The organism is Propylenella binzhouense, assembly GCF_009866965.1.
Taxonomy (GTDB): domain Bacteria; phylum Pseudomonadota; class Alphaproteobacteria; order Rhizobiales; family Afifellaceae; genus Propylenella; species Propylenella binzhouense.
The window spans coordinates 1-15041 of sequence record NZ_SPKJ01000097.1; the positions used below are offsets into that span (position 1 = coordinate 1).

Here is a 15041-nt window from a genome sequence, read left to right on the forward strand (position 1 = left end):
TGCCGCGCGACTGGGAGAAGAGCGCGACGCTCGGCGCGTAGCCGCCGGCGACCGCAAGGAGATCGCAGCCGATCCGGACCGCGCCGCCGCTGCCGGCGAGCGGCGCCACCGAAATGCTCCTGATCCGCCGGCGGCCCTCGGTTCCGGTCACCGTCGCGGAAGCGTGGATCGGGATGCCGCGGCGGGCCGCTTCGGCGAGGAACGGGGGAGCGATCTCCGAGCGGACGTCGACGATCGCGACGACCGCCGCGCCGGCCGCGGCGATGTCGAAGGCAGCGTGCCAGCCGGAATCGTTGTTGGCGAGCACCGCGACGCGCCGCCCCGGCAGCACGCCGTAGCGATGGATATAGGTCGCGACCGCGCCGGCGAGCATGATGCCCGGCCGGTCGTTGCCGTGGAACGCGATCGGCCGCTCCAGCGCCCCGGTCGCCAGCACCACCTCCTTCGCCCGCACGCGCCAGAGCCGCTGGCGCGGCAGCCGGAGCGGCCGCTTGGCGGGCGGCAGGTGGTCCGTGACGGCCTCGCAGAGCGCGACGAAATTCTGGCCGTAATAGCCGATGGCCGCCGTGCGGGTGAGCACGCTCACCTCCGCCATTTCGCCGAGCGCCGCACGGACGCCCGCGATCCATTCGGCAGGCGCCTTGCCGTCGATCGCGACCGCCGCCGGGTCGATCCCGAGGAGCCGGCCCCCGAGCGCCGCCGTCTCCTCCGCGAGGATCACCCGCGCCCCGGCGCGGCCGGCCGCGAGCGCCGCCGAGAGCCCGGCCGCGCCGCCGCCGATCACGAGCACGTCGCAATGGCGGTTCACGCTCTCATAGCCGTCCGGGTCCGCCCCCTCCGGCGCGTGGCCGAGACCGGCGGCGCGGCGGATGAAGGGCTCGAAGAACATCCAGCTCGCCGGCGGCCCCTTGAAGGTCTTGTAGTAGAAGCCCGCCGGCAGGAAGGGCGCGAGAAGGTCGTTCACCGCGTTGAGATCGTGCCGGAGCGACGGCCAGCAATTCTGCGCCCGCGCGACCAGCCCGTCATAGATCTCCTGCTCGGTGGCGCGCGTGTTCGGGTCCCGCACGCCGCCCTCCCCCACGATCTCGACGAGCGCGGCCGGATCCTCCGACCCGGCGCCCAGAATGCCGCGCGGCCGGTGGTACTTGAAGGAGCGCGCCACCATGGGCTCGCCGTTTGCGAGGAGCGCCGAGGCGAGCGTGTCGCCCGGATGGCCGGCATAGGAGCGGCCGTCGAAGCTGAAGCGGATCGTCCGGCCGCGATCGATCAGCCCGCCGGTCGGCAGCCGGTTCGTCTGCCCGGTCACGGCGCGTCGCCCTCGCCCGGAAGGGCGATCCGCGCGCCCTCGTTGCCCGAGCCGATCGGAGGCTCGCCGGAGGGGGTCCGAGGCGGCTCCGCCGCGATTTCGGGCTGCGGCTCGCCCGCCTTGTAGACGGCGAGGATCGCGTCCGTCGCCGTGTCGCGGACGAGATTGAACCAGCGCCGGCAGCCCGCCGCATGGTGCCAGCGCTCGGCGAAGACGCCCTTCGGATTGCGCCGCATGAAGAGGTAGCCGGCCCATTCGGCGTCCGACAGCGCGGCGGGGTCGGCCGGCCGGGCGCGATGCGCCTCGCCGCCATAGCCGAATTCGGCGATGTCGCGCTCGCCGCAATAGGGGCAGGGAATCAGGAGCATGGAGGGGCCGCAACCAATGGCCTTGACCCCCTCCCCCAGCCCCTCCCCACAAGGGGGAGGGGTGTAGGCCGGGAGAACGAGAATGCCGGCAACGTTGAGGGCAGTCGCTCCTCCTGCTGCAACGTCGTCGTCCGATTACGCATCGTCTTCTCTGTAGCCGTCTTCTCCCTTGGTCCGCACGCCGGCGCTGCGCCGCTTCCCTCCCCCTCCCCCTCGTGGGGAGGGGCCAGGGGAGGGGTCATTCGGCCCGACATGTCTCAGATGCGGCCGAAGCGCGTCCTCGATCCGGGCAAAGGCCTCAGCCGAGCCGGCAAGCACGTCCGCATCCCGAACCCGGACCACCCGGAACCCTTCCGCCCTCAAGAAGCGGTCGCGCACGGCATCCTGCTCGGCGCGGCCGGGCAAATCGTGCGACGCGCCGTCGATCTCGATCACGATCCGCGCCGAAAGCCAGGCAAAATCCACGACATAGGGGCCGATCGGCGCTTCGCGGCGGAAATGCGCTCCGAACGGGCGAAGGGCGCGGAGGTGATCCCGCATCACCCTTTCACCCAGCGTGCTGCTCTTCCGGAGTGTCCGCGCCCGGTGACGGACTTTCGCGTCAATATCCCTGCGGGGCATCAGATCCTCCCCGACAGCGGAGATTTCGCGGGCGCCTGTGAGCCCCTTGCCGTCACGAAGCAGAGGCAGAAGAAAACCGAACGTCCCGTCCGACACGCCACCCGAAGAGGCATCCCTCCCTCCCCCTCAATGCGCCACGGCGGCGGCGCCGTGTTCGGCGACGAGCGCGCCGCTCGCGAAGCGCGCGAGCGAGAACGGCGCGGCGATCGCGTTCGGCTCGTCGCGGGCGACGAGATCGGCGAAGACCCGGCCGGAACCCGGCGTCGCCTTCCAGCCGCCGGTGCCCCAGCCGCAATTGAGATAGAAGCCCTTCACGTCCGTCCCGGAGATGATCGGGCTCGCATCCGGCGAGACGTCGACGATGCCGCCCCATTGCCGCATCATCCTGACCCGCGACATGAAGGGAAAGAGCTCGACGAGCGCCGCCATCTGGTGCTCGATGATGTCGAACGAGCCGCGCTGGGTGTAGGAGAGGTAGGGGTCGATCCCCGCCCCGATCACGAGTTCGCCCTTGTCGGACTGGCTCACATAGACGTGGACGGCGTTCGACATCACCACGCAGGGAATGACCGGCTTCAGCGGCTCGGAGACGAGCGCCTGCAGCGGATGGCTCTCGATCGGCAGCCCGATCCCGACCATCTTCGCCAGCACGCTGCTGTGCCCGGCGGCGACGGCCGCGACCTTCGGCGCGCGGATCGGTCCGCGCGTGGTCTCCACGCCGGCGACCGCGCCGTTCTCGACCCGGATGGCGGTCACCTCGCATTGCTGGATGATGTCGACACCCATCGAATCCGCCGCGCGCGCAAGACCCCAGACGACGGCATCGTGCCGGTTCACGCCGCCCGAGCGCTGGAGCGTGGCGCCGAGGACGGGATAGCGGGCCGTCGGCGCGATCTCGATCGGCGGGCAGAAATCCTTCACGTCGGCGGGCTCCAGCCATTCGGCATCGATGCCGTTCAGCCGGTTCGCCTCGACCCGGCGCCGGAGCTGGCGCGCCTCGCCCTCGTCATGCGCGAGGTTCAGGACGCCGCGATGGCTCATCATGATGTTGAAGTCGAGCGTGCGGCCGAGCTCGGTCCAGAGATCGAGCGCGAGCTGGTAGATCGCGGCGCTCTCGTCGTTCAGGTAGTTGGAGCGGATGATGGTGGTGTTGCGGCCGGAATTGCCGCCGCCGATCCAGCCCTTCTCGAGGACGGCGATATCGGTCATGCCGTGCTCGCGCGCGAGATAATAGGCGGTGGCGAGCCCGTGTCCGCCTCCGCCCACGATCACCGCATCGTAGGCGGGCTTCGGCTCGGGAAAGCGCCAGGCGGCCCGCCAGCCCGCGTGGCCCCGCAACCCCTCCCTGACCAGCGAGACGATGCTGTAGCGCTGCATCCCACCGGTTTAGGGAGCCGCGCGGAAGCGGGCAACCGCGGATGCGGCGAGCCGTGTCGCAGCAGGCGGAGGATCCCGTCCACCACCCGGATTTCGCAGATTGAGTTGCGCCCGGAGCCGGACTAGCCTCTTCCGGCACAGAGCTTTGATGGCGACATGGGCGCGCACGTCCTCGAGCAGCCGAACGTCACGACCGCGAAGGTGAAGGTCGCCAGGGAGAAGCGCTTCTTCTTCGTGCTCATCCCCAACTTCACCATGATCGCCTTCGCGATGGCGATCGAGCCGCTGCGGATCGCCAACCGGATGATCGGCCGCGACGTCTACCGCTGGAGCCTGGTCTCGCTCGACGGCGAGCCCGCGCGCGCATCGAACGGAATCCGGCTCGCCGTCGACATGTCGCTGCGCGAGGCGCGCGACCGCGTGCGCTCCGAGGAGCGGCCGGACTACGTCTTCGTCTGCGGTTCGCTCGGGGTCGAGCGCTTCCGCGACCGCAACCTCAATGCCTGGCTCGTCTCGCTCGACCGCCAGGGCATCGCGCTCGGCGCGCTCGATACCGGCGCCTGGGTGCTCGCCGATGCAGGCGTGCTCGACGGCCGCCGCTGCGCGATCCACTGGGAATCGCTGCCCGTCTTCGCCGAGCGCTTCCCGGAGGCGGACGTGCAGGCCGACCTCTTCGAGGTCGACCGCAACTGCCACACCTGCGCCGGCGGCACGGCATCGCTCGACATGATGCTGCATCTCATCGGCGAGCACCTGGACGAGAGCGTCGTCACCAGGGTGTGCGAGCAGGCGCTGACCGACCGGATGCGCGCGGCGACCGACCGCCAGCGCCTTCCGCTCCGGGCGCGGCTGGGGCTGCAGAACACGAAGCTCCTCTTCATCATCGAGCTGATGGAGGCGAACATCGCCGATCCGCTCTCGCTGATCGAGATCGCCCGCCATGCCGGCCTGTCGCGGCGACAGATCGAGCGGCTCTTCCGGCGCAATCTCGGGCGGTCGCCGGCGCGCTACTACCTGGAGGTCCGGCTCGACCGGGCGCAGCACCTGCTCAGCCAGTCCGACGCGCCGATCGTGGAGGTCGCGGTCGCCTGCGGGTTCGTGTCGGCCTCGCATTTCTCGAAATGCTACCGCGAGCTCTACGGTCGCTCGCCACAGCAGGAACGACCCGGGCGGGAACGCGCGTCGGCGCCCTGAGACCGTGGCACGCGCACCTCTTTCGCAGCTGCGGCATGATGTACGCCGGCAAGGCGGCCCTTGAATCCGGGCTGCGAATGGCTGATGAACAAAGCGGGGTCGGCCGGTGAACAACCGGCGCGGGGCATGCGACATGGCAATGCGCGATATGGCGGCAGCGGGAGCGTTCCGGCGCCCGCCCGCATGGCATCTCTTCGTTCCGAAGCTCGTCACCATCCTCAGGCAGGGCTACGGCGCGGCGGAATTCCGCGTCGACGCGATTGCCGGCCTGACGGTGGCGATCGTTGCGCTGCCGCTCGCCATGGCGCTCGCCATCGCGAGCGGATCGACCCCGGACAAGGGCCTCGTGACGGTCGTCGTCGCGGGCGTCCTGATTTCCGCCCTCGGCGGCAGCCGCGTCCAGATCGGCGGCCCGACCGGCGCCTTCGTCGTCGTGGTCTTCAACGTCATCCAGGCCCACGGCTATGACGGGCTGGTGCTCGCGACGCTGATGGCCGGGCTGATGCTCGTGGTCGCGGGCCTCGCGCGGCTCGGGACCTGGATCAAGTACATTCCCGAGCCGGTCGTGACCGGCTTCACCGCCGGCATCGCCGTCATCATCTTCACCAGCCAGGTGAAGGACCTGCTCGGCCTGGAGATGGCCAGCGTCCCCGCCGAGTTCCTGGAGAAATGGCCGGCCTTCTGGGAAGCGCGCGCGAGCATCTCGCCGACGACGCTCGCGGTCTCCTTCGGCGCGCTCGCCCTCATCCTCGCGATGCGCCGCTGGGCGCCGAGATGGCCGGCCTTCCTGGTCGCCGTGACGGTCGCCTCGGTCGCCGCCTGGGCGCTCGGGCTGGAGCTCGACACGATCGGCTCCGTCTTCGGCGGCATACCCTCCACCCTGCCCGCCCCGCAATTTCCGGAAATGAGCCTCGAGCGCGTCACCACGCTGCTCCCGAGCGCCTTCACGATCGCGTTCCTCGCCGGCGTGGAGAGCCTGCTTTCGGCGGTCGTCGCCGACGGCATGACGGGCGGGCGGCACCGGTCGAACTGCGAGCTCGTCGCCGAGGGCGTCGCGAACACGGCATCCGCCCTCTTCGGCGGCCTGCCCGCGACCGGCGCGATCGCCCGCACGGCCACCAACATCCGCTCCGGGGCGCGCTCGCCGGTGGCGGGCATCCTCCATGCCGGCTTCGTGCTCCTCTTCATGCTGGTCGCGGCGCCGCTCGCCGCCTACGTGCCGCTTGCGAGCCTCGCGGCCGTGCTCGTCATCGTCGCCTGGAACATGAGCGAGATCGACAAGTTCAGGCACCTGCTCTCGGCGCCGATCGGCGACCGCCTGGTGCTCCTCCTGACGTTCGGGCTGACCGTGCTCGTCGATCTCACCTTCGCGATCGAGGTCGGCGTCGTCCTCGCCGCGATCCTCTTCATGCACCGCATGGCCGAGGTCGTGACCGTCCAGCACGGCGCGAGCCCGATCGAGGAGGATGTCGACGACTTCGCGCGGACGAGCGCCCCCAGCGACCAGCGGGCCGACCTGCCGCAGGGCGTCGATGTCTTCCAGCTCCGCGGCCCGCTCTTCTTCGGCGCGGCCGGCCGGCTGATCGAGCTTCTCGACCGCGGCTGGCAGCATCCGCGGGTCTTCATCGTGCGCATGCGCGAGGTGCCGTTCGTGGATACGTCCGGGGTCGGCGCGCTCCGCGATTTCGTCAAGCGCTGCAAGGCCATGGGCACCAAGGTGATCGTCACGGGCGTGCAGCCCCAGCCGCGCCAGATCCTGACCCAGATGGGCTTCGGCCCCGGTCAGGGCGACCTCCTCTTCGCCGCCGATCTCGGAGAGGCGGTCGAAAAGGCCCGCACGCTCGCCGCGCGCTGAACGGATCGCCTCGCCGTTCGTTTCACGGCCGAGATGCTTACCGGAGCGAGCCCGATGACCCGGATCCTGCCGCGCCGCCGCCTGCTCGGCGCCGTCGCCGTCGTCCTTCCCTGCCTCGCCGCCGCCGCGCCCGCGACGGCGGCCGGACCGTCGCCCGCCCGTCCTGCGGCCTCCGCCCTGCCCGGCGACGACGTGTTCCTGCCGGCCGGCAACAACTGGACGGTCTATGTGGACGGCCGGTTCGGCACTAGCCTCAGCTATCCCGATCGCGTCTTCCGGCCCGCGCCGCCCTCCGCGGACGCTCCCGGCCGCCGCTTCCTTGCGCCCGACGCCACGCTCCAGGCCTTTGCGTGGCACAATCGCGACGGGGAGACACCCTCCTCCCTGGAGGCCCGGCTCGTCGGCGCGGACGGCTATACCGACGTGACCTACAGCCCGCGCGGCCGCAGCTGGCTCGTCCTCTCCGGCTTCCGCGGCGACCAGATCTTCTACGAGAAATACGTCTTCCGCGGAGGCGCGGTGCACGCCTTCGGGATCGAGTTCCCCGCGGCCGCGAAGCCGCGCTACGCCCCGCTGATCGAGCGTATCGAGGACAGCTTCCGCACGAGCCCGCCGGCGGGCTGAGGGATCAGCCGGGAGCGGCAGCCTCCGGCGCGAGATCCCCCAGCGCCTCGAAGAGCGGCCCGAGCTTCCCGGCGAAGGGACGCCAAGCCTCCAGCCGGCGGCCGTGGAGCGGCTCGCGCACCTGCGCGTAGCTCGCGGTGCGGGCCAGGCGCGCCGATTCGTGGAAGCGGAGGAGACGCTCGTCCCAGCCGAGCCCGGCGGCGTCGAGCATCCGCCGGATCTCGGGCTCCGGCGTGGCGACCAGCGCCTCGTAGCGCATCTCGACGATCGGCACCGGCAGCACCCGCGTCCAGTGCGCCATCAGATCGCGATAGACGCGGTAATAGGCGCCGAGGGTCGGCAGGTCGCGCGTATAAGCGTGCCAATCGCCGAGATCGGTCGTGAAACAGGAGAAGCACGTCGCCACGGGATCCCGCACGGCGTGGATGAAGGTCGCGCGCGGAAAGACGAGCGCGATCAGCCAGAGATGCAGGAAATTGTGCGGCAGCTTGTCCGTGATGCGCGGGGCGGCCGAGCGGATGCCGGCGAGATAGGCCTCGCCGAGCCGGACGGACTGCTCGCGGCCGAGCGCGGCGAGGCCGCGGCCGACCAGACCTTCGCCTCCCGCCCCGGCATGCCCGTCCGGCAGGCCGGCCGCGGCGACGGCGCGCGCGAAGAACGGCAGTTCGCCGGCCGGGTGCACGTCCGGGTGCGCGCCGAGAATCTGCTCGATCAGGGTCGTGCCGGAGCGCGGCATTCCGAAGATGAAGATCGGCCGCCCGCTCGGCACGCCGAAATCGCTCCGAGCCGCGAAGAAGGCGGGCGGCGTCGCCTGCTTCAGCGCGTCGGCCCAGCGCGCGAAGGCCGACACGTCGAAGCCGCGCGCCTGCGCGGCCTTCCCCGCGGCATAGTGCTCGAATTCCGCGTCGGGACGGCCGAGATCGCGCGCGATCTTCGCAGCCGCGAAATGGAGCATCCGGCGCTCGGCGGCGCCGAGACCTGGCTGCGCCGCCAGTTTCAGGATCGATCCCAGCTCCGGCGGCTCGGCCTCAAATTCCGTGGAGCCCGCGAAACCGGCCAATACGGGCGGCGTCGCCGCGCCGGCGGCAATGAGGGCCCGGTAGCGCTCGTGCGCCTCCTCCCGCCGGCCCTGATAGAGGAGAACGCCGGCAAGGCGCGCCGCGGTGTCGGCGTCGCCCGGCGCGGCCGAGAGCGCCTTGCGGTAGCAGGCCTCGGCGCCCTTCGGATCGTCCGCCTGCAGCAGACAATCGCCGAGGCTCCGCAGGATCGCGGGCGAGCGCGGCGCCTTCTGCGCGGCCTTCCGGAGCTCCGCCTCCGCCTCGGCGACCCGCCCGAGCGCGAGCTGTGCCAGTCCGGCAAGGTGGCGGATCTCGGGGGCCTTCGCCGCGCTCCGGGGAATTCCACGCAGAATCTCGAGCGCCTCGGCCGGGCGGCCGGCCCGGATCAGCCCCGATGCCGTGCGCGCCGCCGCCTCTGCGCTCATGGCGCGGCGCACCCGCCATGCCGCGGCGGCGCGGGCCTGTCGAAACGGAAGATGCTCATGCCGCGCCGAAACTATGCCGCATGATGTCGCGTCACAAGGATCAGGGAGAGAGCGAGGCGAGGAGCCGGCCGGGCGCGGGAGTCACAAAAAGAAGAGCCCGGCACAAGGCCGGGCTCCCCAAAGCACCTGGATCCGATCGGATCAGAAGCTGCGCTGAACGCGGAGCATGCCGCTCCACTGATCGGTGTCCGCCTCTTCGAAGCGGCCGTAGCCAAGCTCCGGACCGATCGCCAGACCCTTCACCGGGCTCCAGCGCAGGTTGCCCTGCACGGCCCAGTACTGCTCGTCGCCGAGGCCAGCCGCCGGAGAGTCGATGTCCGTGTAGCTGCCGTCGATCACGGCGGTGATGGTCGGGGTGACGGCGGCGGTGAAGCCGGCGCGGATCGACCACACGTCATAGAGCTTCAGGTCGTTGCCGACTTCGGTCGCGTCGGGAACGCCCAGCGCGGTGGCATAGGTCGAAGCGCCGCGAGCGTAGGTGCCCTGAGCCTGGAAGCCGATGCCCGTGCCCGGGACGTTGACTTCGAGGCCGGCGCCGATCGCCCAGCCGAGCTCGGTCTCGACGGCGGCAACCATCGGACGCACGGAGTGCAGGGCGCCCATGAGGGCCGCGGAACCCCAGCCCTGGTCGACGCGGACATTCGCGACGAGGTCCGGATAACGCTGGCCGGCAGTGCCATCGTTGTCGATGACGGCGCTACGACCGGTCGAATTCGGATCCTCGATGGCGATCGTGCCCGAGAAGCCGCCGCCCGCCGTGAAGGTGTAGGCCAGCATGTTGATCTGGGTCGTCGGATCGTCGATCTGACCCCAGGCGCCGTTCCAGGTGACCGAGCCGAGGAAGTCGAAGTTCGACCCGGTACGACCGGCCGTGAAGGTGCCGATGTCGTTCTGGATCTGAACGAAGGCATCCCACAGGTTCAGGCCTGCGCCGACGCCGGTCGCCGTGCCGGCCGGGCCGTTCGTCGCCCAGACCTGGAGGAAGGACCGCACCATGCCGATATCGGTCTGCGTGCGGGTGTCGATCGTGATCGAAGCGCGGGCGCGCTCGCCGAACGAGTTCGAAGCCCGCGAGGTCGGCTCGCGGTAGTTCGTGTCGACGCGGACGTAGCCGCCGATCTTCATGCAGGTTTCGGTGCCCGGGATGTAGAAGAAACCGGTGCCGAAAGCATCGCAAACCTTGACGTAGTCGACCGGCTCGGCCGCCATCGGAAGGTCGGCGGCCTGTGCTCCGGTGACGACCATCAGGGTGGCCGCCGAGCCGAAGAGAAGGCTCTTAAGATTCATTACTAGACCTCCAGTCCAAGTTGGTAAGGGAGAGACCGACATCCCTCTGCCGCACAGGCGACGGTTCGGAAGATTTGGGCCCCCACCCTTGGGCTGTTCGCTGCGGAACAGTGGCTGCCGATCGGCTGCCTTCGGAGACACTATTCATCCCGATGCTGCGGGCAACGGGTTCTTGGGAGGCCCGCCCCCTTTGCAAATCCATGTTGCAGTTTTGCCACGAAAGTGACTGGTTTTCGGGGCTTCCGGCCGGGTTTTCCACGGTGGGAGTACGGCGGAGACTGTTCAGGCGCCGCGCCGACGGCGAAATGAGGCAGGGGCGCTGCCGGCCCGATGGAGGACCGGCAGCGCGAAGCGAATCGTTCGAAAGGCGGCTGGAAGGATGAGAGCGGACCGAGCCGGGGCGATTCCGACCGTCGACCTCTATTTCGGGTTCGCCCTCGCGGACCTCGTCCGGCATTGGCCGTGGCAGGCCGGGAGACCCATCGTTGCGGTCGGCCGGACGGCGTTCCGGTGCGGCAGCCATCTCGTCATCATCCGCTATGCGGACGGGGCGGCGATGCGCGCGGCCGCGTCGGCGGCGGAGATCCACTACCTGCTCGACGACGATCTCTGGGCCATCGACATGAACGCGGGGCTGCCCGAAGACTACCGCGCGCGGCTCATGCGGTTCCGCGAACGGGATCTGCCCCGGATTGTGGAATGCGCCACGGAGGTGATCGCCCCGACCCCTGCCATCCTGGCGCACCTGCCCGGGCGGAGAAGCGCCGTGCTGCAGCCGTGCCTGTGGCCCCGCGCGCTTCCCGCGCCGGGCGCCGCCGGGCGCGGCCCGGTCCGGATGATCCTGCCCGCGACGCGCTCGCATCTCGACGACATACGCCTCGTCGCAGCGGGAATCCGCGCCGCGCTCGAGAGCCGGCCGGCGCTCGGCCTGACCACCTTCCTCGGCCGTCACGCCCCGCCGGAGCTCAGCGGGCTGCCGAACGTCCGGCACCTTCCGCCGCGCGCATGGCCGGCCCACCGGCGACGCCTCGAACGAAGCCGCTACGACATCGCGCTCGCGCCGCTCCGCGACACCGCGTTCAACCGCGCCCGCTCGATCAGCAAGGTTCTCGAGATCGCCCAGTTCGGCGCGGCCGGGATCTACAGCGATTGCGAGCCCTATGCGGGCGCTGCCGGCGCGAGCGGGGGGCTCCTCCTCGGACCGGACCCCGCCGCCTGGACGCAGGCGATCCTCGATCTCGCCGAGGACGCCCCGGCCCGGCTTCGCCTCGCCCAGGCGGGGCAGGCGCTCGCCCGCCGGATCGGAAATCCGGAGCGCGTCCGCCGCTTCTGGCTCGAGCGTTTCGGGATCGAGGCGGGCGACCGGGTCAGGCCGTCCCCTCCCCCGCCTCCTTGAGCCGGGTCATGCCTTCCACGGGCTCGGCCGCGGCCCGCGGGGCCGGGCGGTGGAACTGGCCGCCGATGACGAGGGAGAGCTGCCGGCGCCGCACCGCGGCCGCGATCCCGGCGCTCTCGATGCGGCCGATGACGCGCCTCATCGTCTCCGCCTCCCCGACCGAGCTGTAATAGCTGCCGGGGATGAGCGCTTCGCGGCGGAGATTGTCGAGAAGATTGCGCGCCTCGCCGAGATCCGCCGCCTTCGCGCCGGTCCAGAAGCGGTCGATGTCCGCGGCCGATTCCGCGCAGGCGGCGAATTCCGGATGGCGGACCAGCGATTCGCCGAGAAGCAGGATCGGCACGCCGTGATAGAGCGCTGAGAGGGCGGAGCTGCTGTTGACGGTCAGGAGGCCGCGCGAGTGCTGCAGCACCTGGCTGATCGAGCCGTCGTCGAGCACGCGGACGCGGTCCTCGCACCCGAAGATCCTGGCCTTGCGCCGGATGAAGGCGCGCGGCTGCCCATGGCCGCGTTCGAGCGGATGGACCTTGAAGACGAGGATGGCGTCGTCGGGCGCGGAGCGGACGAACGAGGCGAGGCTCGCCTGGATGAGCCGTTCGTTGGTCCAGCCCCGGCCGCTGCACCGCAGCTGCATGTCATCGTGGACCTGGAGCGCCACCACGAAATAGCGCCGGGACGCCGACGTGGTGAGCTCGTCCATCAGCTTGCGGTTGGCCGGGACGTGGAGGCCCTTGCGGGTGAGGTTCCGCAGCCAGCGGAAGAGCTCCGGCAGGATCGGCCGGCTGCGGTGGAACACGGTCCTGCCGTAGAAGGCCTGGGTCAGGCTCCGGAAGACGTAATAGGCCCAGGCATAGGCGCACATGCCGACGAAGCCGCAATCCGGACCCGGGGCGGGAAGCTCCTCCGGCGGCACGGGCGCCGTCAGCGCGGGCGCGCGCGCGGCGAGCGGCGAGAGCGAATTGTTGCCGCGCGGCTCCATCGTGATGAAGCCGGGGCGCAGATAGCCTTCCTCGAAGCTGAAGGTCGGGACCTGGAAGCGGTCCGCAACCGCGAGCGCGATCCTGTGGATCTCGCGCTGGCAGCCGAAATAGAGGATGCAGTCCGGCCGCGCGTCCTGGACGAACGCTTCGAACCAGCGCTCCCACCGGGCGGCGTCCCCGACGAACTTGACAGCGTTGCGCTTGCGCGAAAAGAGCCAGTCCGAGGCGTTGAAGTTGATCCGGATCGTACGGTAGCCGCTCGCCTCGAGATGCGCCTGCAGGCGGCTGAAGAACGGTCCGACAGGCCCCTGGAGCAGCACGACCAGCGGCCGCTCCGAGAGCGCGGGCGGCGCTTCCGGCGCGAGATCTCCGTGGACGGTCACGGGCGCGAAGGCGTGCGCGCCCGCCTCGTACAGGCGCGAAACGGGAGATCGAGGTCGTCTCAGGTTGTCGGCATCCGTCTGGCGACGCAACAGGCTCTGATCGTCGGACGCTGACCGCAACATCGAACCCTGCCCCGAGCGAATCTACGCTTGCCGCGTTCAGGCCGGCTTCGATGCCGCCGAACGGGAACGTACACGCTGCACTGCAATATCGCAACCGCCGAACCGGCAGGTCGCGAAGACGCACCCCGAGTGGAGCATGGTCCTCTCCGCCCGCGCGCGCAAGGTGCAGAGCTGTAACGGGATCACACTATCTTGAAGTCCTCGGGCTTCCAGTCCGGCACCGGATAGCGCGGCTCCATGTCCTCGAGGGTGCGGCGCACGATCGAGGCGATCGCGGCGCTGCGCACCCATTTGCGGTCGGCCGGGACGATGCGCCAGGGCGCCCATTCCGTCGAGCAGCGCGAGAGCATCGTCTCGTAGGCCGCTTGGAAATCGTCCCAGCGGGCACGGTCGTCGAGGTCGCCGGCGCGGAACTTCCAGTGCTTGCGCGGATCGTCGAGGCGCGCCTGCAGGCGCTTCTTCTGCTCGCCCTTCGAGATGTGCAGCATGAACTTGAGAATGGTCGTGCCGGTCTCGACCAGCATCTTCTCGAAGGCGTTGATCTGCTCGTAGCGCCGCTCGATCTCGTCGGCGGGCACCAGTTCGCGCACCTTCACGACCAGCACGTCCTCGTAGTGCGAGCGGTTGAAGATGCCGATCGTGCCGCGCGACGGCACGCTGCGGTGCACGCGCCAGAGGAAATCGTGGGCGAGGTCTTCCTCGCTCGGCGCGCGGAAGGGCATGACGCGGATGCCGATCGGGCCGGTCCGGTTGAAGACGTCGCGGATCGTGCCGTCCTTGCCTGCGGTGTCGGTGCCCTGCAGGATCACGAGGAGCGCGCGCCGCCCCTCCGCGTAGAGAATGTCCTGCAGCCGGTCGATCTCGGCGGCGTCCTGGGCGGTCGCGGCCTTCGCTTCCCGCTTGTCGGCATAATGCAGCGTCGTCTCCGGGTCGCGGTCCGCGAGGCGGACCTTCGAACCGGGCGGGACGAGGAGGTCGTCGAGGGAGGTCATCTGCCGTGGCCTTTCATGTGCCCCGGCGAGCGGCCGGCGACGATGGTATCCTAGCGCGCCGAATCGTGCTCTGTAGGTCTTGCAAAGTTGTTCTTCTTATGTTCTCGTCCGGCAGCGTCCCGAAGGAGCAGCCATGAGCAAGCCTGAGGTGGATACGGTGCTGAACCTCGCCCGGCACACGGCCGGGAAGCGCTTCCACACCGTGCTTGCCGACCCGCCTTGGCGCTTCACCAATCGGACCGGCAAGGTGGCGCCCGAGCATCGCCGCCTCGCGCGCTACGGGACGATGACCACCGAGGAGATTTGCGCGCTGCCCGTTGCGGACCTGACGGCGTCGCCGGCGCACCTCTATCTCTGGGTGCCGAACGCGCTCCTGCCGGACGGCATTCGCGTGCTGGCGGCCTGGGGCTTCGAATACAAGTCGAACATCGTCTGGCACAAGGTGCGCAAGGACGGGGGATCGGACGGCCGCGGCGTCGGGTTCTACTTCCGAAACGTGACCGAAATCCTCCTGTTCGGGGTGAGAGGAAAGAACGCGCGAACGCTTCCGCCGGGGCGGAGCCAGGTGAACTACATCGCCTCGCGCAAGCGCGAGCACTCCCGCAAGCCAGACGAGCAATACGAGCTGATCGAGAGCTGTTCCAAGGGGCCGTATCTGGAGCTCTTCGCGCGGGGCACCCGGCCCGGCTGGACCTATTGGGGCAACCAGGCCGACGAGAGCTATCGTCCGACTTGGGACACCTATGCCTTCAACTCGAGCGTTCGGGTGAACGCGGCTGACTGAGTTAAAACGACACTACTGTGTCGGGAATACCTAGGAGCACGAGCGGGCACGGATTGCCCACGCCTCGCAGAACGCGGTCCTGAAGCTTGCGCCAATGCGTGGTCGCTTCGCCAAACTTGTCGCTAGAGCGTTACCCGACCTAATTGAATCGGGATTCCCAAATCAGCGCTGAGATGATTCAAGCTGTCTGCCGGATTGGAGGCCGGCG

At 69.9% G+C, this 15041-nt stretch carries 13 protein-coding genes and 1 pseudogene; 5 read left to right on the forward strand and 9 right to left on the reverse strand.

Translation table 11 applies throughout. From position 1 onward, the window contains the following. The 4 genes from E4O86_RS19095 to E4O86_RS19110 form a co-directional block, all read right to left on the reverse strand. The coding region (locus E4O86_RS19095; protein ID WP_161142146.1) for a 2Fe-2S iron-sulfur cluster-binding protein at positions 1-1306 on the reverse strand (1306 nt) is incomplete at its 3' end. Beyond that, a complete protein-coding gene (locus tag E4O86_RS19100; protein WP_161142147.1) occupies positions 1303-1674 on the reverse strand; it encodes a sarcosine oxidase subunit delta family protein in 372 nt (123 codons plus the stop codon). The genes E4O86_RS19100 and E4O86_RS19095, both read right to left, overlap by 4 nt. 135 nt (positions 1675-1809) lie before the next feature. Further along, complete coding sequence (locus E4O86_RS19105; RefSeq protein ID WP_343039193.1) at positions 1810-2391, reverse strand: endonuclease domain-containing protein; 582 nt, start codon at positions 2389-2391, stop codon at positions 1810-1812. A 30-nt stretch (positions 2392-2421) separates the two neighbouring features. Next, positions 2422-3672, reverse strand: coding sequence for a sarcosine oxidase subunit beta family protein (locus E4O86_RS19110; protein WP_161142148.1), 1251 nt, complete (start codon positions 3670-3672; stop codon positions 2422-2424). A 156-nt stretch (positions 3673-3828) separates the two neighbouring features. Between E4O86_RS19110 and E4O86_RS19115 the strand changes: the two genes are divergently transcribed. From E4O86_RS19115 to E4O86_RS19125, 3 genes are all read left to right on the forward strand, one after another. Next, complete coding sequence (locus E4O86_RS19115; protein ID WP_161142149.1) at positions 3829-4866, forward strand: GlxA family transcriptional regulator; 1038 nt, start codon at positions 3829-3831, stop codon at positions 4864-4866. Between the two features lie 133 nt (positions 4867-4999). Next, positions 5000-6721, forward strand: a complete 1722-nt coding sequence (locus tag E4O86_RS19120) for a SulP family inorganic anion transporter (protein WP_246206495.1) — start codon at positions 5000-5002, stop codon at positions 6719-6721. A gap of 54 nt (positions 6722-6775) precedes the next feature. Further along, complete coding sequence (locus E4O86_RS19125) at positions 6776-7345, forward strand: hypothetical protein (RefSeq protein WP_161142150.1); 570 nt, start codon at positions 6776-6778, stop codon at positions 7343-7345. Positions 7346-7349: 4 nt separating this feature from the next. Here the strand turns inward: E4O86_RS19125 and E4O86_RS19130 are convergent, their stop codons facing one another. Beyond that, positions 7350-8828, reverse strand: a complete 1479-nt coding sequence (locus E4O86_RS19130) for a tetratricopeptide repeat-containing sulfotransferase family protein (RefSeq protein WP_161142151.1) — start codon at positions 8826-8828, stop codon at positions 7350-7352. 201 nt (positions 8829-9029) lie between these two features. Next, complete coding sequence (locus E4O86_RS19135) at positions 9030-10175, reverse strand: porin (protein ID WP_161142152.1); 1146 nt, start codon at positions 10173-10175, stop codon at positions 9030-9032. Positions 10176-10554: 379 nt separating this feature from the next. On the opposite strand from E4O86_RS19135, the gene E4O86_RS19140 reads away from it, so the two are divergent. Next, positions 10555-11571 (forward strand): glycosyltransferase family protein, encoded by a 1017-nt coding sequence (locus E4O86_RS19140; RefSeq protein ID WP_205520971.1) that lies wholly within the window; start codon positions 10555-10557, stop codon positions 11569-11571. Here E4O86_RS19140 and E4O86_RS19145 read toward each other — a convergent pair. Together E4O86_RS19145 and E4O86_RS19150 are read right to left on the reverse strand one after the other, a co-directional pair. Beyond that, entirely contained in the window at positions 11543-13057 is a 1515-nt protein-coding gene (locus E4O86_RS19145; protein ID WP_161142154.1) for a capsular polysaccharide export protein, LipB/KpsS family, read from the reverse strand. The two genes, E4O86_RS19140 and E4O86_RS19145, sit on opposite strands and share 29 nt — an antisense overlap. A 182-nt stretch (positions 13058-13239) precedes the next feature. Beyond that, entirely contained in the window at positions 13240-14049 is an 810-nt protein-coding gene (locus E4O86_RS19150) for a polyphosphate kinase 2 family protein (RefSeq protein ID WP_161142155.1), read from the reverse strand. Between the two features lie 133 nt (positions 14050-14182). Here E4O86_RS19150 and E4O86_RS19155 point away from each other — a divergent pair, with 133 nt between their 5' ends. After that, the gene (locus E4O86_RS19155) at positions 14183-14833 is read left to right on the forward strand and encodes an MT-A70 family methyltransferase (RefSeq protein ID WP_161142156.1); all 651 of its coding nucleotides are present in this window, start codon (positions 14183-14185) and stop codon (positions 14831-14833) included. Between the two features lies 1 nt (position 14834). Here E4O86_RS19155 and E4O86_RS24075 read toward each other — a convergent pair. After that, positions 14835-14945, reverse strand: a pseudogene (locus E4O86_RS24075) (BglII/BstYI family type II restriction endonuclease); the annotation flags it as partial. Between the last annotated feature and the right edge of the window lie 96 nt (positions 14946-15041).

Bases quoted from the DNA above. Each gene is read 5' to 3' on its own strand.
- E4O86_RS19145 (WP_161142154.1), bottom strand. From the start codon at position 13,057: ATGTTGCGGTCAGCGTCCGACGATCAGAGCCTGTTGCGTCGCCAGACG.
- E4O86_RS19120 (WP_246206495.1), top strand. From the start codon at position 5,000: ATGGCAATGCGCGATATGGCGGCAGCGGGAGCGTTCCGGCGCCCGCCC.
- E4O86_RS19125 (WP_161142150.1), top strand. From the start codon at position 6,776: ATGACCCGGATCCTGCCGCGCCGCCGCCTGCTCGGCGCCGTCGCCGTC.
- E4O86_RS19110 (WP_161142148.1), bottom strand. From the start codon at position 3,672: ATGCAGCGCTACAGCATCGTCTCGCTGGTCAGGGAGGGGTTGCGGGGC.
- E4O86_RS19115 (WP_161142149.1), top strand. From the start codon at position 3,829: ATGGGCGCGCACGTCCTCGAGCAGCCGAACGTCACGACCGCGAAGGTG.
- E4O86_RS19130 (WP_161142151.1), bottom strand. From the start codon at position 8,828: ATGAGCGCAGAGGCGGCGGCGCGCACGGCATCGGGGCTGATCCGGGCC.
- E4O86_RS19150 (WP_161142155.1), bottom strand. From the start codon at position 14,049: ATGACCTCCCTCGACGACCTCCTCGTCCCGCCCGGTTCGAAGGTCCGC.
- E4O86_RS19155 (WP_161142156.1), top strand. From the start codon at position 14,183: ATGAGCAAGCCTGAGGTGGATACGGTGCTGAACCTCGCCCGGCACACG.
- E4O86_RS19140 (WP_205520971.1), top strand. From the start codon at position 10,555: ATGAGAGCGGACCGAGCCGGGGCGATTCCGACCGTCGACCTCTATTTC.
- E4O86_RS19100 (WP_161142147.1), bottom strand. From the start codon at position 1,674: ATGCTCCTGATTCCCTGCCCCTATTGCGGCGAGCGCGACATCGCCGAA.
- E4O86_RS19135 (WP_161142152.1), bottom strand. From the start codon at position 10,175: ATGAATCTTAAGAGCCTTCTCTTCGGCTCGGCGGCCACCCTGATGGTC.